General features: G+C 53.2%; 22 protein-coding genes. 18 read left to right on the forward strand and 4 right to left on the reverse strand.

From position 1 onward, the window contains the following. The first annotated feature begins 149 nt into the window (after positions 1 to 149). The 7 genes from isdC (at position 150) to CFI03_RS07605 (ending at position 8,809) form a co-directional block, all read left to right on the forward strand. On the forward strand, positions 150 to 1,193 hold the full coding sequence (gene isdC / locus CFI03_RS07575) for a heme uptake protein IsdC (RefSeq protein ID WP_248756973.1): 1,044 nt from the start codon (positions 150 to 152) through the stop codon (positions 1,191 to 1,193). A 49-nt stretch (positions 1,194 to 1,242) separates the two neighbouring features. Continuing rightward, the gene (locus CFI03_RS07580) at positions 1,243 to 3,465 is read left to right on the forward strand and encodes an S-layer homology domain-containing protein (RefSeq protein ID WP_116394074.1); all 2,223 of its coding nucleotides are present in this window, start codon (positions 1,243 to 1,245) and stop codon (positions 3,463 to 3,465) included. Positions 3,466 to 3,532: 67 nt separating this feature from the next. Then, positions 3,533 to 4,468: a heme ABC transporter substrate-binding protein IsdE gene (isdE, locus tag CFI03_RS07585; protein WP_116394075.1), complete on the forward strand. Its 936-nt coding sequence runs from the start codon at positions 3,533 to 3,535 to the stop codon at positions 4,466 to 4,468. Positions 4,469 to 4,472: 4 nt separating this feature from the next. Then, complete coding sequence (locus CFI03_RS07590; protein WP_116394076.1) at positions 4,473 to 5,462, forward strand: FecCD family ABC transporter permease; 990 nt, start codon at positions 4,473 to 4,475, stop codon at positions 5,460 to 5,462. Next, entirely contained in the window at positions 5,444 to 6,217 is a 774-nt protein-coding gene (locus CFI03_RS07595) for an ABC transporter ATP-binding protein (protein WP_116394077.1), read from the forward strand. Before CFI03_RS07590 ends, CFI03_RS07595 begins: the two co-directional genes overlap by 19 nt. 175 nt (positions 6,218 to 6,392) lie before the next feature. Beyond that, positions 6,393 to 7,643, forward strand: coding sequence for an FxLYD domain-containing protein (locus CFI03_RS07600; protein ID WP_116394078.1), 1,251 nt, complete (start codon positions 6,393 to 6,395; stop codon positions 7,641 to 7,643). A gap of 11 nt (positions 7,644 to 7,654) precedes the next feature. Beyond that, entirely contained in the window at positions 7,655 to 8,809 is a 1,155-nt protein-coding gene (locus CFI03_RS07605) for a S1C family serine protease (RefSeq protein WP_116394079.1), read from the forward strand. Between the two features lie 449 nt (positions 8,810 to 9,258). Here the strand turns inward: CFI03_RS07605 and CFI03_RS07610 are convergent, their stop codons facing one another. Both CFI03_RS07610 and CFI03_RS07615 read right to left on the reverse strand, forming a co-directional pair. After that, positions 9,259 to 10,002 carry a hypothetical protein gene (locus tag CFI03_RS07610; protein ID WP_116394080.1) on the reverse strand — a complete coding sequence of 248 codons (744 nt, stop codon included), beginning with the start codon at positions 10,000 to 10,002 and terminating at the stop codon, positions 9,259 to 9,261. A gap of 166 nt (positions 10,003 to 10,168) precedes the next feature. After that, a complete protein-coding gene (locus tag CFI03_RS07615; RefSeq protein ID WP_116394081.1) occupies positions 10,169 to 10,783 on the reverse strand; it encodes a superoxide dismutase in 615 nt (204 codons plus the stop codon). A gap of 355 nt (positions 10,784 to 11,138) precedes the next feature. Between CFI03_RS07615 and CFI03_RS07620 the strand changes: the two genes are divergently transcribed. The 7 genes from CFI03_RS07620 (at position 11,139) to folE (ending at position 15,533) form a co-directional block, all read left to right on the forward strand. Further along, on the forward strand, positions 11,139 to 11,561 hold the full coding sequence (locus CFI03_RS07620; protein ID WP_015842428.1) for a GNAT family N-acetyltransferase: 423 nt from the start codon (positions 11,139 to 11,141) through the stop codon (positions 11,559 to 11,561). 173 nt (positions 11,562 to 11,734) lie between these two features. Further along, entirely contained in the window at positions 11,735 to 12,292 is a 558-nt protein-coding gene (locus CFI03_RS07625; RefSeq protein ID WP_116394082.1) for a DUF402 domain-containing protein, read from the forward strand. 5 nt (positions 12,293 to 12,297) lie between these two features. Continuing rightward, on the forward strand, positions 12,298 to 12,882 hold the full coding sequence (lepB, locus tag CFI03_RS07630) for a signal peptidase I (protein ID WP_116394083.1): 585 nt from the start codon (positions 12,298 to 12,300) through the stop codon (positions 12,880 to 12,882). Positions 12,883 to 12,926: 44 nt separating this feature from the next. Continuing rightward, on the forward strand, positions 12,927 to 13,361 hold the full coding sequence (rnhA, locus tag CFI03_RS07635) for a ribonuclease HI (protein WP_116394084.1): 435 nt from the start codon (positions 12,927 to 12,929) through the stop codon (positions 13,359 to 13,361). Between the two features lie 28 nt (positions 13,362 to 13,389). Beyond that, the gene (queG, locus tag CFI03_RS07640) at positions 13,390 to 14,577 is read left to right on the forward strand and encodes a tRNA epoxyqueuosine(34) reductase QueG (RefSeq protein WP_116394085.1); all 1,188 of its coding nucleotides are present in this window, start codon (positions 13,390 to 13,392) and stop codon (positions 14,575 to 14,577) included. A 110-nt stretch (positions 14,578 to 14,687) separates the two neighbouring features. Continuing rightward, positions 14,688 to 14,903, forward strand: a complete 216-nt coding sequence (locus CFI03_RS07645; protein ID WP_116394086.1) for a YneF family protein — start codon at positions 14,688 to 14,690, stop codon at positions 14,901 to 14,903. Positions 14,904 to 14,942: 39 nt separating this feature from the next. Continuing rightward, the gene (folE, locus tag CFI03_RS07650; protein ID WP_116394087.1) at positions 14,943 to 15,533 is read left to right on the forward strand and encodes a GTP cyclohydrolase I FolE; all 591 of its coding nucleotides are present in this window, start codon (positions 14,943 to 14,945) and stop codon (positions 15,531 to 15,533) included. A 195-nt stretch (positions 15,534 to 15,728) separates the two neighbouring features. Here folE and CFI03_RS07655 read toward each other — a convergent pair whose 3' ends face one another. Next, entirely contained in the window at positions 15,729 to 16,823 is a 1,095-nt protein-coding gene (locus CFI03_RS07655; protein ID WP_116394088.1) for an alpha/beta hydrolase, read from the reverse strand. Positions 16,824 to 17,059: 236 nt separating this feature from the next. Between CFI03_RS07655 and CFI03_RS07660 the strand changes: the two genes are divergently transcribed. Continuing rightward, complete coding sequence (locus tag CFI03_RS07660) at positions 17,060 to 17,803, forward strand: IclR family transcriptional regulator (RefSeq protein ID WP_116394089.1); 744 nt, start codon at positions 17,060 to 17,062, stop codon at positions 17,801 to 17,803. Positions 17,804 to 18,114: 311 nt separating this feature from the next. Here CFI03_RS07660 and acnA read toward each other — a convergent pair whose 3' ends face one another. Then, positions 18,115 to 20,817: an aconitate hydratase AcnA gene (acnA, locus tag CFI03_RS07665; RefSeq protein ID WP_116394090.1), complete on the reverse strand. Its 2,703-nt coding sequence runs from the start codon at positions 20,815 to 20,817 to the stop codon at positions 18,115 to 18,117. Positions 20,818 to 21,083: 266 nt separating this feature from the next. Between acnA and CFI03_RS07670 the strand changes: the two genes are divergently transcribed. Genes CFI03_RS07670 through CFI03_RS07680 form a run of 3 tightly spaced genes read left to right on the forward strand, consistent with a single transcriptional unit; the run spans position 21,084 to position 23,959 of the window. Next, a complete protein-coding gene (locus CFI03_RS07670; protein ID WP_116394091.1) occupies positions 21,084 to 22,448 on the forward strand; it encodes an amidase domain-containing protein in 1,365 nt (454 codons plus the stop codon). 25 nt (positions 22,449 to 22,473) lie between these two features. Next, the gene (locus CFI03_RS07675; RefSeq protein ID WP_116394092.1) at positions 22,474 to 23,601 is read left to right on the forward strand and encodes a D-alanine--D-alanine ligase; all 1,128 of its coding nucleotides are present in this window, start codon (positions 22,474 to 22,476) and stop codon (positions 23,599 to 23,601) included. A 40-nt stretch (positions 23,602 to 23,641) separates the two neighbouring features. Then, positions 23,642 to 23,959 carry a hypothetical protein gene (locus CFI03_RS07680; RefSeq protein WP_015842440.1) on the forward strand — a complete coding sequence of 106 codons (318 nt, stop codon included), beginning with the start codon at positions 23,642 to 23,644 and terminating at the stop codon, positions 23,957 to 23,959. The last annotated feature ends 1 nt before the right edge of the window (position 23,960 follow it).

Consider the following 23,960-nt stretch of genomic DNA (forward strand, 5'->3'; position numbering starts at 1 on the left):
GGAAGGAGGATGAAGATCCTATTTTTTTTGATCCTTAGTGAGAATGATAATCAATAAGGTAGTGTCATAATTTGTGTAATTATTTTCTCTTATATCCATTAGTTTAAAGTAAATAAATGTAATTAAGTAAACTAATTTTGGAGGTTTCAGTGAAAAGAATAATAGGGAGAATGGGCGCGTGGATCCTCTCGTTATTGGTCATCATCGCCTGTATTCCAGCTTACGCCGCCGCCGCAGCCTCATTGGAAGCCGGAAGCTACTCGGCCGATTACGTGGTGCTCAGAGCCGAGGATGATTCCGCATCGATTGCCAACGATTATTGGGAGAAGCCGGCGACCGTCACGGTTGCTGGCAACGCCACGACGGTCCGGATGACCATTAATCACACCAAGTGGGTGAAAGAGTTCAGCGTTCCGTCGGGCAGCGGATCCTACTCCGCCGTGAAAGTGGTGGGCACGGATGAAGCCGCGGACAAAAGAACGGTTGAATTCCGGGCGGATGATCTCTCGAAGCCTATTTCCGCCAAGATCCATGTGACGGTTGAGGATATCGGTTACGACCATAAGTATACGATCCGCTTCTCTTTTGATACGAACAGCTTCAAGCCGATTAAAGCGGCGGGGATGCCTGCGGAAAAACCGACGGAGACGCCAAAAGAAACGCCGGCGGAGACGCCGAAGGAAACACCAAAGGAAACGCAGGCAGCGGATAAGGGCATAAGCACCGGCACCGCAAAGCCATCCGGCAGCAAGGAGCCCCCGGCTTCAACGGTGAAGCCAGCCTCCACGGAGGAGAAGGGGGCAAGCGGCGCAGCGGCTGCCGGTTCCGGCAACGGCAAAGAAAGCCCGGAAGCGGTTGGCGCTTCCGCTGCGCAGGAGCCGTCAGCAACACCGGCAGCCGATGCCATTAGTCCGGAGGCGAGCAAGTCTCCAGACACGCCGGCGGATTCAACCGCGGCGGAGGAACCGGAGGCAGCGGAAGCAAGCGGTCCGGGCAGCGATGAAGCAATAGCCGCGGGAATCGCGGACGATGCCGATGCAGAAACGGCTTCCGCCCCGCTGGCAGAGGAAGCTTTGCAGCCGGCAGGCGACAACGGCCGGAATTTGAAAGGCATATATATTCTGGCTGGTGTTATTATAGCCGGGGCAGTGATGTTCATCGTCCAACGGCGCAAACGTTCGACCAGACCATAAATGAGATTTTTGAACTTATTCATTTTTATATAAGGAGAGGTTGTCGGAAATGTTGGAGAGTGTTCTGCAAAAGAAAACAAAACAAAAGATATCCATAATGTTGATTATCGCATTAGTTCTGGCCTTATTTTCAGGTTTTTCTAAAGCTGCTTATGCGGCTGAGGATGTACAGCTTACCGATGTTACTCTAAATTACGTAAAACTTTCGGATAAAACCGTATCTTACGATGCGACGGTTGGTACCAATTACTATGACGCCAAAACGTATGAGCTTGATGGCCAAAAATATTTGCGCGTAAGCGTTTTGAGCGCCGGCATCAATCTGCAGCTTGTCATCGATGGCGTAACGCCTACTGAGGTGTCTTCGATTTACAATGCGGAAAATGCCGTTATCGGTCATGTCTACGACTATGCGATTGCAAGCTTTACCGATCCAATCGTTGGTAAGATCACCTATCAGGCTGGCCCGCAGCAAGGCAACCACCCTATGTATATTATTATCAATCAGGATGCGAAGGCTGAAACAAGAGCGGCTCTGAAAGCGAAGCTTGCCGAAGCTAACGCGATCGCGAACAAGAGCACTCAATTAACGCAAGCGATCGCTGCCGCTGCTGCGGTTGATCATTTGCTTTCCCGCGAAGCGGAGCTTGCTGCTCAATTACAAGCTCTCACAACTGCTGTCGCAAGAGAGACGCTGCAGCCTGCCGCCGTTACGCTAAACTACGTGAAATTGACAGACAAGACGGTATCTTACGATGCGACGGTCGGAACCAATTACTATGACGCTAAAACGTATGAGCTTGATGGCCAAAAGTATTTGCGCGTAAGCGTTTTGAGCGCCGGCATCAATCTGCAGCTTGTCATCGATGGCGTTACGCCTATCGAGGTGTCTTCGATTTACAATGCGGAAAACGCCGTTATCGGTCATGTCTATGATTATGCGATTGCAAGCTTTACCGATCCAATCGTTGGCAAGATCATTTATCAGGCTGGACCAACGCAAGGCAACCATCCGATGTATATCGTTATCAATCAGGATGCGAAGGCTGAAACGAGAGCGGCGCTGAAAGCGAAGCTTGCCGAAGCTAACGCCATCGCGAACAAGAGCACTCAATTATCGCAAGCGATCGCCGCAGCTGCCGCGGTTGATCATTTGCTTTCCCGCGAAGCGGAGCTTCTTGCTCAATTACAAGCTCTGACAACTGCCGTAGCAAACGCGTCGGGCGGCGGCGGTACTGCGCCGGTGGATCCCAACCAGATCCCCAACGGCACGTACAGCCTGAACTTCACGATTTTGAAAGAAGGAACGACTCAAGCTTCGGTTATGGATGGTTATACCGTTCATCCGGCTACGCTGGTTGCGAATAACGGCGTCTATTCCGTAACTCTTCGCTTAACGCAAAGCAAAGAGATTACAGGCTTCAAGGTTAACGGCGTGGCGCCAACTACAGTCTCTTCCAATGCCGAGAAAAACACTCGAGACGTGAAATTCACCGTCAGCGACCTGTCTCAGATTGTAAACGGCTGGGTCAAAATCGACTGGGATGCTGTTAGTTATCACGAAGAGTACAACATAAATATCAAATTCGGCAGTTATTTCACTTACACCGAGCCGGGTTGGACGGGGAATCCGTCAATACCTTCCACTCCCGAAGAGGAAGAGGAAGAAACAACCGATCCTTCGACCGAACAGCCTGGCACAACCTTCAAGGATGTCGAAAAGCATTGGGCGAACGAGTCGATCAAACGCGCCGTCCAGCTTGGGATCGTAAACGGCTATAGCAACGGTACATTCAAACCGGACGGCGTGATTAACCGCGCCGAGTTTACGGCTATGATCAGCCGTGCCTTGAAGCTTCAAGCTTCGGAAGGCGGAGCATCGTTGAACTTCAGCGACCTGTCCTCCATCCCGGCATGGGCGAAGCCGTTTATCGAACAGGCGGCGGCAGCGGGCATCATCAGCGGTTATGCGGATGATTCGTTCCGTCCGGCGCAAGAGATTTCGCGCACGGAGATTGCCGTAATGGTCGTCAAAGCGCTTGGTTTGCCGCTTGAGCCGGCAGCCTCGCTTGCCTATGCGGATGCAAACAGCGTACCGGAATACGCGAAGGCAGCCGTAGCTACGGCGGTCAAATACGGCCTTCTCCAAGGCAAAGGCAATAACAAGTTTGACCCGCTTGCCCATGCAACGCGCGCCGAGGCTTTGACTTTGATCCTTCGCGCTCTGGATTTCGCGGCGGCACAAGCAGCGCAGCAAACAGCAGCGAAATAAACGTATGCAGGAGGATGTCCGGGAGGCCGGATATCCTCTGCCTTGTTTTTCGGAAAGGAGAGATAAGATGTTTGCCAGATTGGCGAAAATGCTGGTCGTCACTCTATCCATAAGCGCCTTGGCCGCTTGTTCCTCCGGCGGAACAACGGCACGGGAGCCGGAAACCACCGCCGCAAATGCAAGCAAGCCCGCGGCAACGGAAGCCGCGAAGGAAGCGCCGCGTATCGTATCCACTACCGTTGCCGTCACTCAAATCATGGATGCGCTTGAGCTTGAACTTGCAGGCGTTCCGACCAGCGTGAAGACGCTGCCGGACCGTTACAGGGAGATTAAGGAGGTCGGAAATCCGATGAGTCCGGATATGGAGCTTGTGAAGTCGCTGCGTCCAACCGAGGTCTTGTCCGTCACCACGCTTAAAGTGGATTTGAAGCCTGCTTTCGAAGCAGCGAAGATTAACGCGACTTTCCTGGATCTGACGAGCCTTGCGAGCATGGAAGAGGCGATCAAGACTTTGGGGCAGAAATATGACCGCGCGGAGCAGGCCGCTAAGATCGTGAGTCAAATCGATGAACGGATTGCCGAGATCGGCAAGACGACGGAAGGGAAAACAAGGCCTACCGTACTCATATTGCTTGGCGTTCCGGGCAGCTATCTGGTGGCGACGGAAAAATCCTATATCGGCAGCCTTGTGCAGCTGGCCGGCGGCGTGAATATCGCGAGCGGCGCGAAGGTGGAGTATTTGGCTTCCAACACTGAGTATTTGCAAAAGTCCAATCCGGACATTATTTTGCGTGCCGCTCACGGGATGCCGGATGAGGTGATCAAGATGTTTGACGAAGAGTTCAAGAAGAACGATATCTGGAAGCATTTTAACGCGGTGAAGAACGGACGGGTCTACGATCTTCCGGAAGAGCTGTTTGGCACAACGGCTAATCTGGCCGCGGCCGAAGCGCTGAAGTCGCTTGTTCCGATGTTGTATCCCGAAGCGAAGGATGCTGCGTAACGCGATGAGAAAAACGATCAGCTTTGCCGTTATCCTCTTGCTGCTGCTTGGCGTTACCTTCTGGTCGATGACGACGGGCAGCATTAAGGTCGGATTTATTGAGCTTATTGACGGATTATTAAACGGAAACAACGAAGAAGTGGCCGTTGTCCGCGATTTACGGCTGCCCCGTATTATGGTCTCCATGCTCAGCGGGGCAGCGCTTGCGGTGTCGGGCGCGCTTCTTCAGGCTGTCATGCGCAATCCGCTGGCGGACGCGGGGGTCATCGGGATTTCCTCCGGCGCCGGCTTTGTGTCCGTGCTGATGGTGACGATCTTTCCGGCGATGTTTTTCTGGATGCCGATTTTTTCGATTGCCGGCGGCGTTCTAGCTTTCCTGCTCGTGTATTCGTTGTCCTGGAAATCCGGACTTAACCCGATGAGGACCCTGCTGGTCGGTGTCGCGATTAACGCAACCTTCACGGGACTCGGGCAGTCCTTCAACTACCGGGGCAGCTATGCGGTGACGTCGGTAAACCAGGCGATCAGCTCGATTTTTACGATGAAGACATGGACGGATGTTCAGGTGCTAGGCCTTTACGGCTCCATTGGCCTGCTGCTCTCCCTGCTGGTTATTCCATGGTGCAATATGCTGTCGCTCCAGGATAAAACGGCGGGCAGCCTTGGGCTGAACGTGGCCCGCGCGCGGATTGTGATTTCCATCATTGCGGTTTTGCTTGCTTCGGTGGCGACCGCGGTTGGCGGACTAATCCTGTTCGTGGGCTTGCTGATTCCGCATATCTCCAGGCTGCTTATCGGCTCCGACCATAAAGCGCTTATTCCGTTCTCGGCGCTGGCCGGAGCGCTGCTTATTTTATCCGCGGATACGATTGGACGCACCGTCCTGGCGCCTACCGAAATTCCAGCATCGATTATAATGACTGTTATTGGCGGACCGTTTCTTGTCTTTATGCTGAGAAAAGGGGGGACGCGAATTTGGAGCTTAATCGAGTGACGTTTGCTTATAAGGAGAAGTCCCATACCCTTCATGAGGTGACTGCTTCGATCGAGCAAGGTAAAATCACGACCATCATCGGTCCAAACGGAAGCGGCAAGTCTACCTTGCTTGGCGTATTGTCGCGTCACTGCTTGCCGCAAAGCGGCGAAGCGGTGCTGGACGGCAAAGCGATTCCGGCGTACAAGCCGCGCGAGCTCGCCCGCAAGCTGGCGGTTGTCCACCAGCAGAATGAAGCCCCGTCCGATATAACGGTGGAGAAGCTTGTTGCCTTCGGGAGGCTGCCTCACCGCAAGATGTGGACGCCCGGCGGAGAAGAGGACGACGCTGCCATTGAATGGGCGCTGGAGCTGACGGGATTGTCCGGGAGGCGGAAGCAGCGTCTGACCGAGATGTCGGGAGGAGAGCGGCAGCGCGTATGGATCGCGATGGCGCTGGCGCAGCGGACGCCGATTCTTTTTTTGGATGAACCAACGACCTTTCTGGATATGTTCTACCAATATGAGCTGCTGGAGCTTATCCGCAGGCTGAATGTCGAGCATGGTCTGACGATCGTCATGGTGCTGCATGATCTGAATCAGGCAATCCGCTACAGCGACCGTTTGCTTGTCATGAAGGAAGGGAAGCTGTTGCTGCAAGGCCCTCCCGAATTCGTGGTGACGGAGCATACGATGAAGGAGATTTACGGCATCGAGGTTGCCATCTGCAGCGATGAACGAACGGGTATGTATATGGTGCCGATTGGAGTAAAATAGGCGATTTAAGATGTGCCGGATCCTGCTGAAGCGGGGTTCGGCTTTTTTGCGCGAAAAGTTGGAAAGGGTTGGAGAAACTTTTTTTATTTTCCGTAAAGGAAAAATGGAGATCATTTATTTTTTCATATAGAATAGATAAGAGATATAAAGAGATGAACACTCAAGTTGGAGGAGAATGAAATTGTATTGCCATCATTGCGTTAGGGAGCATGATGCGGATGCCGTATATTGCAGCAGATGCGGCAGGCTGCTGGAGCCAGAGCGGAATTTGCAACATGGAACAGAGGATAAGGCGGCAGCGTTGGAAGAATGGGATACGGCAAAGGACCAGGCAAGCACAGCATTGGAGACGTCGCAAACGCCGTTAAAGCAGACTGGCAGGGGCAATTTGCTCATTGGATTGATCCCCGTCATTGTACTCGTTGGTATTGCAGCGGTGCTGTTGTCTTATTATTTATATGAAACCAGATTAAATAACCGTGTCCTGGATTGGCAAAATGCAGCCAGACAGGAGGCATTGGCGGGTAAATACGAAGAGGCATTCCGGCAGCTGAACAAAGCGGCGGATGCGCGTCCGGATTTTAAGCCGGTACAGGCGGATTTGAAGGTCGTGGAGGAAGCATTATCCCTTGACCGTACGTTAACGGAAATTCAGCAGCGTCTGGATGACCAGGATTTGGGCGAAGCCTCTATTCAGCTGGAGCAGGTGAAGTCGAAGCTGCGCGGCCGGGAAGAGCCGATTTTCGGCAGAGTAAGGGATCAGGTTGAAGAAATGTCGACGAAGGTAACGGTGCTTCAAGTATCGTCGGAGTATGAGAGCATGACCGGCATTGACGATCTTGCGGGAGAGTATAACCAGGTGAAGGGCTTGTCCGGCGATGAGGCGCTTGCGCTTCGACAGAAAATTGAAGCGAAGATTGCGGATATCAGCTACGACGAGGCCGACGCGATGCGGAAGAAGAAGAACTTCTCGGCGGCTATTACGGCAGCGCAGAAGGGGCTCATCTACGCGCCCGACAACGATAAGCTGGCTAAGCTGTACGACCGGATTGTCGTAGAGAAGAAAAACTTCGAAGACGCGGAGCAGCAGCGGATTGAGCAGGCGATGCAAAAGGCGGCGGAAGAGGATCTGATCAATCAGACGGCAGCGGTTAAGGTGAAGCATATTGACGCGCAGCTTGATCTTTTCGGCGACTTTAACGTGAAGGGGGAACTGCTCAACGCAGCTACCCGGCCGATTTACTCCGTTGTTATTGAATATACGGTTCATGATTCGGAAGGAAAAGTGATTACAACGGGCAAGGTGGATGCTACCCCTTCTTATATTGAGGCGGGCGAGACGTTCAGCTTCTCCTTTGTGGTTCATCATGTGCAGGATGAGAATGCAACAGTGGCTATCGATCATATGACTTGGTATTTGGATTAGGGGAATTAGTCATGAAAAAAGGAACATGGATTAGTCTCGTCGCGTCTGTGGCGGTGCTTTGCGCGGGAGCGGGCACCGCTGCTTATATACATGCGGAGGTGCCGAAGCAGCTAAGCGGCTTGCCTTTACTCGCTGACGCTAACGCTGGTGCGCCTAAGTCGTTAAAGGATATTATTTACGCAACGCAAAAGCTCGTTGTCATGATCGAAACGGAGGACGGGACGCAAGGCTCGGGTTTCGTCTATAACGATAAAGGCGACCTGATTACCAACGCCCATGTGGTTGCCGGTGCGAGCAAGGTGACGGTAAAAACGGCTGATGCGCGCGAGCTCGAAGGAGATGTTATCGGCATCAGTACGGAGACTGACGTTGCGGTTGTACGCGTTGCCGGACTAGCGGGAGTAGAACCGCTTTCGATGGTGCGCAAGGAGAAGGCGGAGATTGGTGATGAAGTTATCGCGATAGGCAGTCCGCTTGGCTTCCAGAATACCGTTACAACCGGCATTGTCAGCGGCGTAGGCCGGAGCTTCGAAATCAAGCCTTACACGTATAACGACCTGTACCAGATCTCGGCGCCTATTGCTCCGGGCAACAGCGGCGGACCGCTGGTCGACAAGAAGACAGGCGAGGTTCTGGGCATTAACTCCGCCGGGATCGAGCAAAGCTCGATTGGGTTCAGCATACCCATCGTAAACGTGCTGGACATGGCCGAGGCATGGTCGGAGCATCCGATGAAGACCTTGCCGGAAGGGAAGCCTGCCGAGGATGACGGCAACGTGAAGAAGGATGCATCGATTACCGAGTATGCGGAATATTTGGTTACGCACTTTTACGATAGTCTTAATAATGCCGACTACGTTTACGCTTATTCCCTGCTTGGCGGCAATTGGAAGCTTGGCACCAGCTACGAGGTATTCCGCCAAGGTTACATGATGACCCGGAACGTGGTTATCGACAACATCCACGTCACGAAGGAAAGCAACGACGAGGCGATCGTTACGGCAATCATTTCGGTTGACGAACGGGTGGACGGCGAATACCGGCTCAGCAAGTATCAGGTAACCTATGACGTTGGCTACGAGAACGATCAGCTTAAGCTAATCAGCGGCAAGGGCAAGGTCATTAAGCAAGGCGAAGAGCAAGATAAGCCTACCAAGGCTAAATGAGGTTGAAGAGGTTGGAGGAAAGGTCGCAGGCATAGGCTCGCGGCCTTTTTGCATGCCCTATAAGGGAGCGCCTTGCTCGGGTGCGCTGTTTTCGATCGTAAACGGTAATCTGCGGCTAACCCACTCTGCGGTAGAGGATTAAGCAGCTCGCCCAACGTTGCACGAAATACAACATAATGGTGCATTTGGGTGCTGTAAGACGAAATATCCTGCACAGATTGTAGGATATTTGGCATAGGGTTGGCTATATTGCCTCAGTGCGGCGAATTATAATGCATCATGTACAGTATATTTCGCTCAACCCTGCCCGATTGGCTAATTATGCTGCATTTCGTGCAACGCGCAACTTGCATGTATATGTATATGGAGCTGGAAGGCTGCCAACAGCCTATCAGGGGGGAAACAAGAAAGCTGCAAGGCCGAATAAGGCCTTGCAGCTCGGATCAACTTTATACCTCTTCCGGATCATAGGTGGCAAAGTGTTCGGCAACGTTCAGATGGGCAATATCCGTCAGCTCCTGCGGTAGTTCATCCTCTTCGTCAGATCTTCCGGTTGCCGTGAAGAACAACTCGATTGCGACCGTATCAAAGCGTTGTACCGGGAATGTCAGCAGCGTTTGCGGTATGACGCGGCCATTCAAGCGGAGAATACACTGAATTGGTCCGCCGATCGGGATTCCGCTAACCGAAGCAATCTGGCCGTTAAACGAGAAGCGTACAACGCCGGTTCGAGCAAGCGAATCGCGAATGCTCATGCCAGGCCAGAACGGTACGCGGTAAGCGTTCGTTACGTTCGGGAAGAAACGTCCGCCGTTAATGACGACAGTGACAAATGCCGGTCCGGGCTGAGGAGGGAACGGCGGGAAGAACGGCGGGAAAAACGGCGGGAACGGTCCCGGTCCTGGCGGGAATGGCCCCGGCCCCGGCGGGAACGGTCCCGGTCCTGGCGGGAACGGCCCCGGCCCCGGTGGGAACGGTCCTGGCCCCGGTCCTGGCGGGAATGGCCCCGGCCCAGGCGGGAACGGACCTGGCCCTGGTGGGAATGGCCCCGGCCCTGGCCCCGGCCCCGGCCCTGGTCCAGGAGGTGGCGGAGGCGGTCCGGGCATTAACGTCCGCGTGCCCCCGCAGCCGCAGTTGCTAACAACGGTGTTGTTGCCTTTCCCTTCGATATACTTATAAGTATAGCTATTCATGCGCTTTGTCAGACTCCTTCGTATGACAGATTAGGCAATCATCCTGATCCATCTTATGCGGCGGATGCCTATCCGTGTGCACGAAGCAGCAGCTGCGGGACATTTTGCGATAAAAATAAACAAGGCTGCCCCAAAGGGACAGCCTTGTTTGTATTCAAGCAACTGCTTATTTAACAGCTGCTTCGTAACGTTTGCCAACTTCAGCCCAGTTTACAACGTTCCAGAACGCTGCAATGTAGTCAGGGCGTTTGTTTTGGTAGTTCAGGTAGTAAGCATGCTCCCAAACGTCCAGACCAAGGATAGGCGTTTCGCCTTCGAAGATCGGGCTGTCTTGGTTAGGCAGGCTCGATACTTTCAGCTTGCCGTCTTTAACGGAGAGCCAAGCCCAGCCGCTGCCGAAGCGAGTTGTAGCTGCTTTCGCGAATTCAGCTTTGAACGCGTCGAAGCCGCCCAGTTCGCTGTCGATTGCCGCAGCCAGTGCGCCAGTTGGAGCGCCGCCGCCGTTAGGGCCGATAACTTCCCAGAACAGGGAGTGGTTTGCATGGCCGCCGCCGTTATTGCGTACAGCCGTTTTGATTGCGTCCGGAACGATTGCCAGGTTGTTAGCCAGCAGTTCTTCCAGGGACTTGTCTTGCAGCTCAGGAGCTTGTTCCAGAGCAGCGTTCAGGTTAGTCACGTAAGTGTTGTGGTGACGGCCGTGGTGGATTTCCATTGTCAGCGCGTCGATATGCGGTTCAAGAGCGTCTTTCGCGTAAGGCAAAGCAGGTAATTGATGAGCCATGATTAACAGCCTCCCATAAATAGGTTATGTAAAACTCTTCTCATATTATCCCTTATCCGAGTGCATAAATCAACATTAATGTTGCAAAAGTCGAATGGTGACGGACAAAGTCGTACGAGTTGTAGAATGTCACGGGAGCCATGGAAATATGCAAAAACATTAGAAAACGAGCCAAATCCAGAGTAAACGGCCAATAAATACATGTAAGCGCTTAAAATAAAGCGTTTTCAACGTAATTTAGCAAATTTCTTTAAAATTTTTAAGTATTTTTTAAGACAAAAAGAGGATTTCGTTATAAAATGTCGTAAAATATATAAATGCAGCACTATGACAAGGTATAGAAGGTGTATAATTAATGAACGTTCGTTCCTTCCAGTTGTCTGACTACAGACCTGTCACTACACTCCTTGAGGAAGTATTGTCTGAAGAGTGTTACGAACAAACGATGGAAGCTTTTGCGCGTCAATTGTCATGGGACAGTGAGCTTGTACTTGTCGCTGTCGAAGAGTCGGAAATTGTAGGTATGATCATCGGCACGATTGATAATAACAAGGGTTATTACTATCGTATCGCTGTTCATACGGAGTATCGTCGCCAAGGAATTGGCAAGGCGCTTATACAAGCTTTACGGCAGCGCTTCGAGCAGCGCAACGTTTCCAAAATATTAATTACCGCCGACGAGCATAATGAACCGGTGTTGCCGTTATACGAAGCGATGGGTTATGCTTCGAACGACTTTTTCCGTTCATTCCAGAAATTAAGTATTGTAGCAGGCTAAACGGCTTCCGAATTCAGCCTAATAGCCATATTTTGTGCAGGGCATATCTGCATCGCCATTGCTTTTGGCGGTCAGATATGCTTTTCTATTTAAAAGGACTATTGTTTGGAACATACGAACGGGGCGCTTGATGCCGCCCTTGGCCCGTTTCACAATAAGTAAGGAGAGGCGTCATGGACATTTATCGGCACTGTGTTATCAAAAGCTTCAAGCACGACGGTCATATTCACCGAACATGGCAGCGCAACTACCTTGTGCCGGCAGAACGGCTTGCGCCAGTGCACAGGGATAACCAAATCATTGTGCTTATAAATCGTCAGACGCCTATAGTGGAATCCGACGGCAAGCAATGGATCAGCCGCGTGCCGGCGGTATCGTTCTTTATTCCGGGTGAATGGTTTAACGTCGTAGCGCTGCTGGAAGACAGCGGCATCCGTTACTATTGCAATATCGCATCTCCGCCTTATTTGCAGGGGGACGTGCTTACTTATATCGATTATGATCTGGATGTGATCCGCACGACCGAAGGCAACCGCTATGTCGTGGATCAGGACGAGTACCAGATGCACAAGCTGGCTTATCATTATCCGCAGATGGTGGAGGACAAGGTTCAGCAAGGACTGGCAGCGCTGCTCAAGCGGATGGACGAGGGAGCGGTTCCTTTCCAGGATGACATTGTCCAAAGCTACTATGCAGACTGGCATAGCACCTGTGGGGAAAGCGAGGGGTAGGCTGCATGAGTGTATCCCCTTCCGATCTGAATAAAACCGCCCCGCGGGAGGCTCATGAAAAGCCTCATTGGTTCAAGGAAGCGCTGGAGTGGGCGAAAACCATAACGATTTCTTTTCTGATCGTGATGGTGCTGCATCTGTTTGTCTTTAATCTCTCGACAGTCGAAGGGCATTCCATGGAGCCGACGCTTCAGGACCGGGAGTGGCTGTTCGTGAATAAGGCCGCTTATCTGATTGGCAATCCCAAGCTGGGAGATGTCGTTATTCTCGAGGACCCTTCGGCATACGGCACCGAAAAAGACTTTCTGGTGAAGCGGGTCGTTGGCGTAGCGGGCGACCGAATCGAAATTTACAATAAACAGCTCTACCGTAACGGAGAAAAGGTATCGGAAGCCTATACCGATGTCGAAATCGAGGATCTGGATTTTATGCCGGTTATTGTTCCGAAAGGGCAATATTTCGTTATGGGGGACAACCGCCATGCCAGAGCCAGCAAGGACAGCCGGATTTTTGGCACCGTACCGCGTTCCATGATCCACGGCAGAGCGGATATTATTTTATGGCCGTTCAAACAGGTGAAGGTGTTATAGCCTTATAGAATTGCTCCGCAATTTTCTTTGTAGGAGATGGAAGAATGAAAGAAGTGACGATCTATACGGACGGCGCCTGCTCGGGGAATCCGGGGCCGGGCGGCTGGGGAGCCGTTTTATTCTACGGTGCGCACCGGAAAGAACTTTCCGGGGGCGAAAAGCATTCGACGAACAACCGGATGGAGATTCAGGCGGTTATTGAAGCGCTGAGCCTTCTGAAGGAACCGTGCAAAGCAAAGATATACAGCGATTCCGCTTATGTCGTGAACTGCTTCCAAAAGGGCTGGATTCACGGCTGGCTGCGCAATGGCTGGAAGAACAGCAAGAAGGAGCCGGTGGAGAATCAGGATCTGTGGAAAATGCTATGGGATCTGATGAAGCGCCATCAGGTGGAATACATCAAAGTAAAAGGGCATAGCGACAACGAGTGGAATAACCGCTGCGACGAGCTTGCCCGCGAAGCGATTAAACGGTTGTAATTTTTAAAAGGAAGGGAGCCAGGTGCTAATGGGCGGCAGCCGCTGGATATCGTTAAAAGAAGAATTACGCGAAGCGGCGGCAAGCCTTGGCATCGACAAGATTGGCTTTGCTTCCGCCGATCCGTTTACCGAGCTGAAAACAAGGCTGATCCGGCATCGCGAGCTAGGCCGCGAGTCGGGCTTCGAGGAGCCGGATTTGGACAAACGGACCAATCCGGCTTTGCTGTTTGATAATCCGCAATCGATCATCGCGATTGCCGTCGCTTATCCGGCGAAGCTGCCTAATCCGCCAAAGTCGGAACCGGGGGCCAGACGCGGTATTTTATCGCGGTCCGCTTGGGGCGATGATTATCATAAGGTGCTGCGGGACCGGATGGCGAAGCTGGAGGCCTGGCTGAAGGAACGCGTACCCGAAGCGCGGTTCGAGAGCATGGTCGATACGGGCGCCTTGTCAGACCGGGCGGTTGCCGAACGTGCCGGGATCGGCTGGAGCGCGAAGAACTGCTCGATCTTAAGCGAGGACCTGGGCTCCTGGATTTACCTCGGCGAGATGATCACGAATATCCCGTTCGAGCCGGATACGCCGGTGACGGAGGGCTGCGGGGAATGCACCAAATGCATTGACGCATGCCCGACGGATGCGCTGGTTGGTCCGGGACAGCTGGATTCGAATAAGTGCATCTCGTTTATTACGCAAACCAAAGGCTTCATCTCCGATGAATACATGCGCAAGATCGGCAACCGGCTGTATGGCTGCGACACGTGCCAGACCGTATGTCCGGTGAACCGGGGCAAAAACTGGACCCACCAGCCGGAGCTTCAGCCGGATCCGGAGCTGGTCAAGCCGCTGCTTGTCCCGCTGCTGACGATCGGCAACCGGGAATTCAAAGATCGTTACGGCCATACCTCTTCCGCCTGGCGCGGCAAGAAACCGATCCAGCGCAACGCGGTTATCGGCCTTGGCAATTTTAAAGACAAAAGCGCCGTGCCGGATTTGATTGGCGTACTGAAGGACGATACGCGTCCGGTGCTGCGCGGAACGGCTGCCTGGGCACTCTCACGCATCGGCGGCGACGAGGCGATGGAAGCCCTGAGAGAGGCGCTGCCGAACGAGACGGACGAAGAAGCCAGAGTCTATTTGGAGCGTGCGATCGCCAGTCTCGAGGCTGACCTTGGCAGAGCGGAGGAAGGAGCTTCGATCCCGCATGAAAGCTAGGAAAAATTACTTCCCCGGGACGTTTGCGAATGCCTGCTTTACATGCTATTATAGGGGTCATTATAGACTATAGGCTGGATTAGTAGAAAGGGCCGGGTGAGTTCATCATTATGTGGAACATCATTATTCCGATTGTAACTTTAATCGCAGGGGTTGCAGGCGGATTTTTTATCGGGGTATTCTACCTGCGCAAGCAGCTTGAGAAGATGCAGAACGACCCTGAAATGATTCAAAAAATGGCCAAACAAATGGGCTACAACTTGAACAAACAGCAAATGAATCGTGCACAGCAAATGATGAAAAATCAGAAAATGCCACGAAGATAAAGTGCGGTCAGTTGGTAGTAGCCGGAGAGGTGGTACGAAATGGCGGGGATGAAAGACTACGTCAATTCGGCGGTATCGCGCAACCGGGAGCAAATCGAGCATCACGTAAAAGAAATTTTGAAGCTGGTTGGCGAAGACGTCGAAAGAGAAGGGCTGCTGGAGACACCAGCTCGCGTTACCCGGATGTATGAAGAGATTTTCGCGGGCTACGAGGTAGATCCGCGCGAGGTGCTTGGCGTTACCTTCGACGAGCAGCATGAAGAGCTTGTTATTGTCAAAGACATTGTCTACTACAGCCAATGCGAGCATCATATGGCGCCGTTCTTCGGGAAGGTGCACATCGGATATATTCCAAGCGGCAAAATCGCCGGTCTCAGCAAGCTGGCAAGACTTGTTGAAGCGGTATCGAGAAGACTGCAGGTGCAGGAGCGGATCACCACGCAGATCGCGGACATTATGCAGGAAGTGCTGAAGCCGCAAGGCGTGATGGTTGTCGTGGAAGGCGAGCATCTCTGCATGTGCGCGCGCGGCGTGAAGAAGCCGGGCAGCAAGACGGTTACGTCGGCCGTTCGCGGCGTATTCTCGGATAGTGCGCTGCGTTCGGAGTTTCTGTCTTTGCTCAAGCAATAATAGCTGTAACAAGGTGAAACGGCTTCGCCATCCTTTGATGGCGGGGAGCGTTTCATTCCGGAGAATTCTAAGCCCTATTTATAAGACAGAACTTATAAATTCTTAGAATGAAATAAAAGCCGCCGTGGCATCAAGTTCCGTTTCGAACGCTTGATGCTGCGGTGGCTTTTTTGTTATCCGTATAAGGGCTGTATGCTAAGTGGTTTGCGTATTGTCTTTGGCGGGATGCGATTCCTGGTACTGTTGATCGACCTGGCCGAGGAAAAGGGCTGCGCGCTGGATGTATTCGGTTGGCGAAGCGCGGAAAAGCATTTCGTGCTGGCCGTTTGGTACAATCCAGGAGCGAGACAGCGGGTTCGTCTGATCCGCCGCTATTTGCTCGGCTAGCTGGTAAGGTGCTTTGGCATCGCTTGTGCCATGCATAATGTACAGCGGTATATCGAAGGACTTCGTTAATATTTGATCAACCGGCACCTGCTTCAGGTTTGTACCAGACCAGGTAGGGAGCAGCATTTCGATCAACTGCTTGGACGGGAACTTCGGAAGCGGCAAAATTTGCGTCACGTTGTGGAACATCGTATCGGCCGTTGCCAGGAAGGTGCTGTCCAGAATCATCGCGTCAATATCCTTCGTCTGCAGCGCGGCTTGGAGAGCCGTGCCTGCTCCCATCGAGAAGCCCCATACGACAATCTCCTGGGCTCCGCGGGACTTGGCGAAATTGATGGCCGCGAGCAGCTGCTGCGATTCTTCAATCCCCGCCGTAGCCGGCGCCTTGTATTTCTGCGAGGCATAGCCGTAGTCAAAAAGCACCACATTATAGTGAAGCCCGTGAAGCAGCTTCGTCAGATCATACATCGGTACCCAGTCTTCCTCGCGGTTGGCGCCATAGCCGTGGCTGAAAATAACGGTGCGTTCCGACTTCGCCGTGGAGCTTGCCAGAACCGCGTCGGAATCATTATCCGAGGCCGGCACATACCAGCCGCTGACGGTTGTTTTTCCGCTAGCGCTTGGGAATAAAATATCTTCATAATCGAGGCCGGCAGCGGCCTTCGGATTGGAAGTAAGCGGTGCTACATAAGGATAGGTCAGCATCCAGGCGACATATCCGTAGAAAACGAGAACAAGCAGCAGGCATAGAGCCGTGAACGAAGCAACCAGCGCGATGAAGAAATGCTTGCGCGTCTTAGTCTGCGGGCGCTGCTTTTGCAGTCCGCCATCAAGCGGAAAAGGCTGCAGCGTTTGGGGAAAGCCGGTTTCAAGCGGCATTGGTGTCATTATGGTTGTGCTCATCGCATCGTCCCTCCCTCACTACTAACTATGTAAGCGCTATTACATATCTAGTACTTTTATCGTAGACCCGTAGGGTTAGGCCTGTCAATTGATGTCGATGTAATGTTAAGCATTTGTAATCAGGCTGTAATGAAAGATCTTTTCTTTACCATTATCGCTGAATTAAGGTATACTGGATGATAATAAGTTTCATTGTACGAAACCAAAATTGGAGCGGATCAAGGAGGGCGGACTGGATGGAAGAAGGCAAATCAAATGTACGTGCGGTAGAACGGGCGCTGGATATTTTGCTCTGTTTCACGGAGGGAACGGATCTGGCAATGTCCGAAATCGCGGAAAAGGTAGGCCTGCATAAAAGCACCGTCCACCGCATGCTGGCAACGTTGGAAGACCGCGGCTTCGTAGAGCGGGATCCGTCGTCCGAGCGTTATCACCTCGGAATGCGGATGTGGGAGCTGTCGGCGCATCTGTCCAGCTCGGATGACCAATCCGTCATCTGGCAGCCGGAGATGGAGCGCTTGCGCGACCGGCTCGGAGAGACGGTTAGTATATATGTACGCGACGGATCGGAGCGCGTGCGGATTCAGGCGGTCCAGAGCAATCAGCCGGTTCGCCGGGTAGCGCCGGTTGGCGCGAGGCTGCCGCTGTATGCCGGGGCATCCAGCAAAGTGCTGATCGCTTATTCCGACCGCTTTGTGCAGGAACAGATCTTTGGCGATCCGGCTTGGCTGCTCGCGATCGACCTTGACCAATATAAGCAGCAGCTCGAGGAGATCGCGCAGCAGGGATACGCGACCAGCTTCGAGGAACGCGAGCCGGGGGTAGCGGCATTGGCAGCGCCAATCTTCAACCGGCATGGCCAGGTGGCCGCGGCGTTATCCGTATCCGGGCCATCCAGCCGTCTAACGATGGAGACGATGCGAGAGTATTCGCCGGTTCTAATCGAGTTCGCGAAGCGTATGGGCACCATGATCAAGTGACGGTTAAGTGGCAAACTTCGCATACGTGCAGGTTAAAGTGGCAAACCCCGCATTTGAATGGGGTTCTGGTTAAGTGGCATACTCCGCATTTGAATGTTCTTCCGATCGCCATTGCTCAGGGATTCCTTTGAATTAGGTTTAATAGGTAGGAATCCCTTCACAAAAGCGAACGCTTAAAAACTTTCTGGAAGAAAGTTGCTTCGTAAGCTTAATCTTTCTCCAGAATCATTCAAAATGCTCCGTTTGCCATTAACCTATTTTAGAGAAAAGAAAAGCGACTGTGCTGATACTTGGCACAGTCGCTTTTGTTTCTACATGATCTGGCGGAGCACGGTTTGCAGGATCCCGCCGTTGCGGTAGTAGTCGACGTCGACCATGGAATCGAGACGTACGGTTACGTCGAACTCGGTTACTTTGCCATCTTCGCCGGTTGCTTTGACATGGACCTTCTGGCCGGGCTTCACGTCATTGGATAGACCGGAAATATCAATGGTTTCGCGGCCGGTCAGACCAACGGTCTTCCAGCTTTGGCCTTCAAGGAATTGCAGCGGAAGCACGCCCATCCCAACGAGGTTGGAACGGTGAATCCGTTCGAAGCTTTCGGCGATAACCGCTTTGACGCCAAGCAGTAAAGTGCCTTTTGCCGCCCAGTCCCGGGAGCTGCCCGTGCCGTATTCCTTGCCCGCGATAACAACAAGGTTCGTTCCGTCCTTCTGGTACTTCATTGAAGCGTCGTAGATGGACATCACTTCGTTTGTCGGCAGATAGGTGGTTACGCCGCCTTCCGTCCCCGGCGCTACTTGGTTGCGGATGCGGATGTTCGCGAACGTGCCGCGCATCATGACCTCATGGTTGCCGCGGCGGGAGCCGTAAGAGTTGAAGTCCACCCGTTCCACATGATGGTCGGTCAAATATTTGCCCGCCGGGCTGTCGGCTTTAATATTGCCTGCCGGAGAGATATGGTCCGTCGTGACGGAATCGCCAAGCAGTGCCAGTATGCGCGATGACGGAATGTTTTGAATGTCGCCGACATCTCCGCTCAGATTCTCGAAGAATGGAGGGTTCTGGATGTAGGTCGAATCCGGGTCCCACTCGTAGCTTTCTCCCTTAGCTACTTCAAGTGCGTTCCAGCGTTCATTCTGCGTGAAGACATTGGCGTATTTATCACGGAACATCTCAGGACGGACTGCCGATTTGATCGCTTCATGCACCTCTTCATTGGTCGGCCAAATATCTTTCAAGTAAACCGGCTTGCCGCCTGCGCCCGTACCGATCGGGTCCTTTGACAGGTCGATATTTACCGTACCCGCCAGCGCATAAGCGACAACAAGAGGCGGGGACGCCAGATAGTTCGCTCTGACCTGGGCATGGATGCGCCCTTCGAAGTTCCGGTTGCCTGACAATACCGCCGCCACCGTCATATCATTGTCGGCGATCGCTTTGCTCACTTCATCAGGGAGCGGTCCGGAGTTGCCGATGCAAGTGCCGCAGCCGTAGCCGGTCAGGTGGAAGCCAAGTGCCTCCAGAGGCTCCATGAGACCCGCGCGCTCGAAATATTCCGTCACGACCAGCGAACCTGGCGTAAGAGAGGTTTTGACATAAGCCGGGACTTTTAATCCAAGCTCTACCGCTTTCTTGGCGACAAGTCCGGCGCCAAGCATAACGCTTGGGTTAGACGTATTGGTACAACTGGTTATGGCGGCAATAACAACGGCTCCGGTGCCCATTTCGCTCTCCCGGCCGTCTTTATGGTGAACCTTTACTCTTTGATTTTTATTTTCCTCGCTTAAGCCGTAGCCGCCCTTTTCAACGGGCAGGTTGATAATATCGTTAAAAGCTTCCTTGAGATGGGTGAGTTCAACGCGGTCCTGCGGACGTTTCGGTCCGGCAAGGGATGGCACAACCGTGGACAGATCAAGCTCCAGCGTGTCCGTAAACACCGGATCCGGCGTTTCATCGGTACGGAACATGTCCTGTGCCTTATAGTAAGCCCGAACCAGCTCAATCTGCTCTTCATCCCGTCCCGTATCCCGCATGTATCGGAGCGTCTCTTCATCCACCGGGAAAAAGCCGATCGTCGCGCCGTATTCAGGCGACATATTCGCCACCGTTGCGCGATCAGCCAGGCTAATGTTAGACAGGCCGGATCCGTAAAACTCGACAAACTTGCCGACAACGCCTTTTTTACGGAGCATCTGAGTAACCGTTAAAGCCAGGTCGGTTGCGGTGGAGCCTTCGGCTAAACTGCCGGTCAGCTTAAAGCCGATAACTTCCGGCATGACAAAATAGAGCGGCTGCCCCAGCATCCCGGCTTCCGCCTCGATCCCGCCTACGCCCCAGCCCACAACGCCAAGACCGTTGATCATCGTGGTGTGGGAGTCGGTGCCGACCAGGGAGTCCGGGAAGACGACCGTGTCGTCGCCGATTTTTTTGGTTGCGGCAACGGAAGCCAGATACTCCAGGTTCACCTGATGGACGATGCCGGTGTCGGGCGGGACTGCCCGGAAATTATCGAAGGCGGTTTGCGCCCAGCGCAGAAACCGGTAGCGTTCCTCGTTGCGCTTGAATTCAAGCTTGATGTTGTATTCGAGCGCTTCCGGAGTACCGAAGGAATCGATCATAACCGAGTGGTCGATGACAAGGTCAACCGGCACGAGCGGATTGATTTTTTTTGGATCGCCGCCGGCACGCTTGACGGTATCGCGCATCGCCGCCAGGTCGACGACAACAGGGACGCCGGTGAAATCCTGCAGGAGAATACGCGCTGGAATAAAAGGGATTTCCTTATCAATCCGGCCGTTGGCCCAGGAAGCAATCTGCTTCACATGCTCCTCGGTTATCGCGCGGCCGTCGTATTGGCGGACGGCGGCCTCCAGCAGCACTTTAATCGAAAAGGGCAGCTTCGATACAGGGCCCAGCCCTTGCTTCTCCAGCTCCGCGATCGGGTAATACGCATAGGTTTTGCCGGCAGCATCCAGCGTGCTGCGCTCGGCAAAAGGGTTGTTCTTGGACATACGTTAGTGACCTCCTAAAAAATTTGCGAAGCAAATTTGACTTCGAAAGCATCCGCTAAAAATTTGCGAAGCATTTACTTCGAAAGCATCCGCCAAAAATTTGCGAAGCATTTACTTCGAAAGCATTCGCTTAAAGTTTACGGTTTGCTTAAACATTCATCCTCTTTACCCCAGATAGTGTTCCCAAGCCCCATGGCGATTGTTACATGAAATCTTACATTTGCTCATATAATGAACCAGCAAATACAGGAATGGGAGGGGTAGCCATGTCTACGCGATCGGATCAAACAAGGAATCGTCCCGACAAGCAGCGGCCAAACAAAGCTTTAGTGCTCCAACCGGCGGCGGTGCGCACAAGTCAGCCGTCCGGGATCATATTGAAGGCGGAGGAGCTCGAAACGCAGCGTCCTTCCGTCGTGACGCCGGAAAATGCCGCCCGCGAGCAGCGGGGCGGTCAATCGCTGCCCGCTGGGCTACCCGTCCAATCCGCACCTACAAAGTCTGCCCAGCCGTCTGCCGGTCATACCGCCGGAAGGGAAGCCGGTGCGAAGCTTTCTTCCTTGCTTCGTTCCGCCGAGCCGTCAGGCGCCGGAAAAAGGGAGAAGGCAGGCGAATGGAAGTCCGTTATATCCAAATATGTGAACTTATACAATAAGGCCGAGACGGATCAGCATTATGCCGTTCTCGATGATTATATAGAAGATAAAGACCACTGCTTGAGGCTTCGTTACCGGCTTGAACGGCTGCGGGAAAGGGAGCTGTACCGCGGCGTGCTTCCCGCCAGGGGCGAGACCAAGGCTGAGCTTATCAAGGTGAACGAATCCTCTGCCGAAGTATCCGTTCTATTGAAGCTTCATATTAGAAGACAGATGGAACAATCGGGGCTGCATTATCTGGAGGAGAGGACCGAAATCGAACGGTTATGGCTGAATCAGTCGGGAGGCGCCTGGCGCATCTTCCGGATCGAGCCCGTCATTGCGGAGCGGAGGCCTCGGTTCGGCGTTTCCGAGTACACCGCAGCGATGGAGGAGGACCTGGATCAGACCCGAGAAGCATCGGTCTTCCGGTCGACTCCTTTTTTGAACCTGGATCAATATCCGCAGTTGAAGCAACGGGTAAAAGGCATCCCCTATCGCCGCGAGCTGGCGGCCGCTTACGCCGACCGGTGGTGGAATGAAGGGAATCCGGCATACGAGGAATTCGAGGTGAACTGCACTAACTATATTTCCCAGTGTCTCTTTGCAGGCCACGCGCCTATGAACTATACTGGTAAAAGAGAAAGCGGCTGGTGGTACAAAGGCCGCAGCGGCGGCAAGGAATGGTGGAGCTACAGTTGGGCGGTGTCCAATGCGCTGACCAATTATTTGTCCGGCAAGCGCAATTCCGGCCTGCACGCAACCGTTGTTGAATCCGTGGAAGAGCTTCAGCTTGGCGATGTCATCACCTATGACTGGAACGGCGACAACCGTTACCAGCATAGCACCATTATTACCGCCTTCGATGCGGCAGGCATGCCGCTGGTGAACGCGAATACGGTTCCGAGCCGGCACCGGTTCTGGGACTACCGGGATTCCTATGCTTGGACCGAGCAAACAAGATACCGTTTCTTTCATATTGCGGACCACTTCTAAAAATAACCATACCGGAGGATACCTAATGGGGCAGAAAGTACACTTAGGGTTGATTTACGGAGGGAAGTCGGGAGAGCATGACGTGTCGCTGCGGACGGCATTTGCGGTGATGGGGGAGCTTGATTACGCAAAATATGAAATAACGCCTTTTTATATTACCCGGCTGGGCGAATGGAGAGTGGGATCGATGCTTGGCGGGCAGCCGGGGGACATCGACGAGCTTCGCCTTGAGCCGGTGGACGGGGCACCGGTGCCGGTTGTGCCGGACCTTCCGCTTGCCCCGCTCCTCGATCGCTTGGCCGGAGGAACGCTTGCGGGCGGGGGACAGCCGATCGACGTTGTTTTCCCGCTGCTCCACGGTACCTTTGGAGAGGACGGGACGATTCAGGGTCTGCTCGAAATTGCGGACATCCCTTATGTCGGGGCGGGGGTTCTAGCCTCCGCTGCAGGGATGGACAAGATTACGATGAAGAAAATATTCGCGTACGAGGGTCTTCCGCAATGCGTCTTCCGGTATTTCAACCGGGCGCAGTGGGAGAAGGACGCCTCCTTTTTTATTATGGAATGCGAAGTCGCTTTGGGTTACCCGTGCTTCGTAAAGCCGTCCAACCTCGGATCGAGCGTAGGCATATCCAAAGCAAAGACCCGCGAGGAGCTGATCGCGGCGATCGATTTTGCCTTCCGGTTCGACCGCAGGGTCATCGTGGAGGAGTTCGTCGATGCCAGGGAGATCGAAGTCAGCGTTCTTGGCAACGATGATCCAAAAATATCGGTTCCCGGGGAAATTGCCCCGTCCAACGAGTTTTACGACTACAAGGCGAAGTACGTGGACGGCAAGTCCACCATTCATATTCCGGCGAATATTCCGAACAAGACGGCGGAAGCCGTGCGGGATATGGCGCTACGGGCCTTTTTGGCCATTGACGGGGCGGGGCTGTCGCGGGTAGACTTCTTCCTCCGCAAGACGGACGGCCAGCTGTTCGTTAACGAAGTGAATACGATGCCGGGCTTTACGCCAATCAGCATGTACCCGCTTATGTGGAAAGAGTCGGGCCTACCGTACAAGGACTTGCTGGATAAGCTGATCGACTTGGCATTCAAGCGTTATGCCGATAGAAAGACGATTGATTACGGAGGCAGCGGCGGCAATTAACGAAGCAATAATTCGGACTAAAAGGAAAAGAGGGATAGAGATGGGTTTCGCGACAGAGTTTAATTCCGTTTGCAAATTCAAATCGGAGCAAGAGCTGTATGAATTGCTTGAATACGGTAGGGGAAAAATGGTGAAGAGCGGGTTCCGCGTCTTCCCGACCGGCCAGAAAGTAATCGCGTATACGCCAAATAACGAAGCGATTGCGATCGTTCGCATTCTCGCCTCCATCGCGGAAATCAATTTCCAGGGGGAAGAAGTGACGGAAGTGGAGATGGAGCTGGTGCGCAAGCTGACGGAAGAGGAGGCGCGCATCCAGACGGCTCTCGCGTACGAGATGTTTTTCGGAGAGAGGGTATAAT

Origin of the sequence: Paenibacillus sp. ATY16 (genome assembly GCF_003399985.2) — a bacterium.
Lineage (GTDB): Bacteria > Bacillota > Bacilli > Paenibacillales > Paenibacillaceae > Pristimantibacillus > Pristimantibacillus glycanilyticus.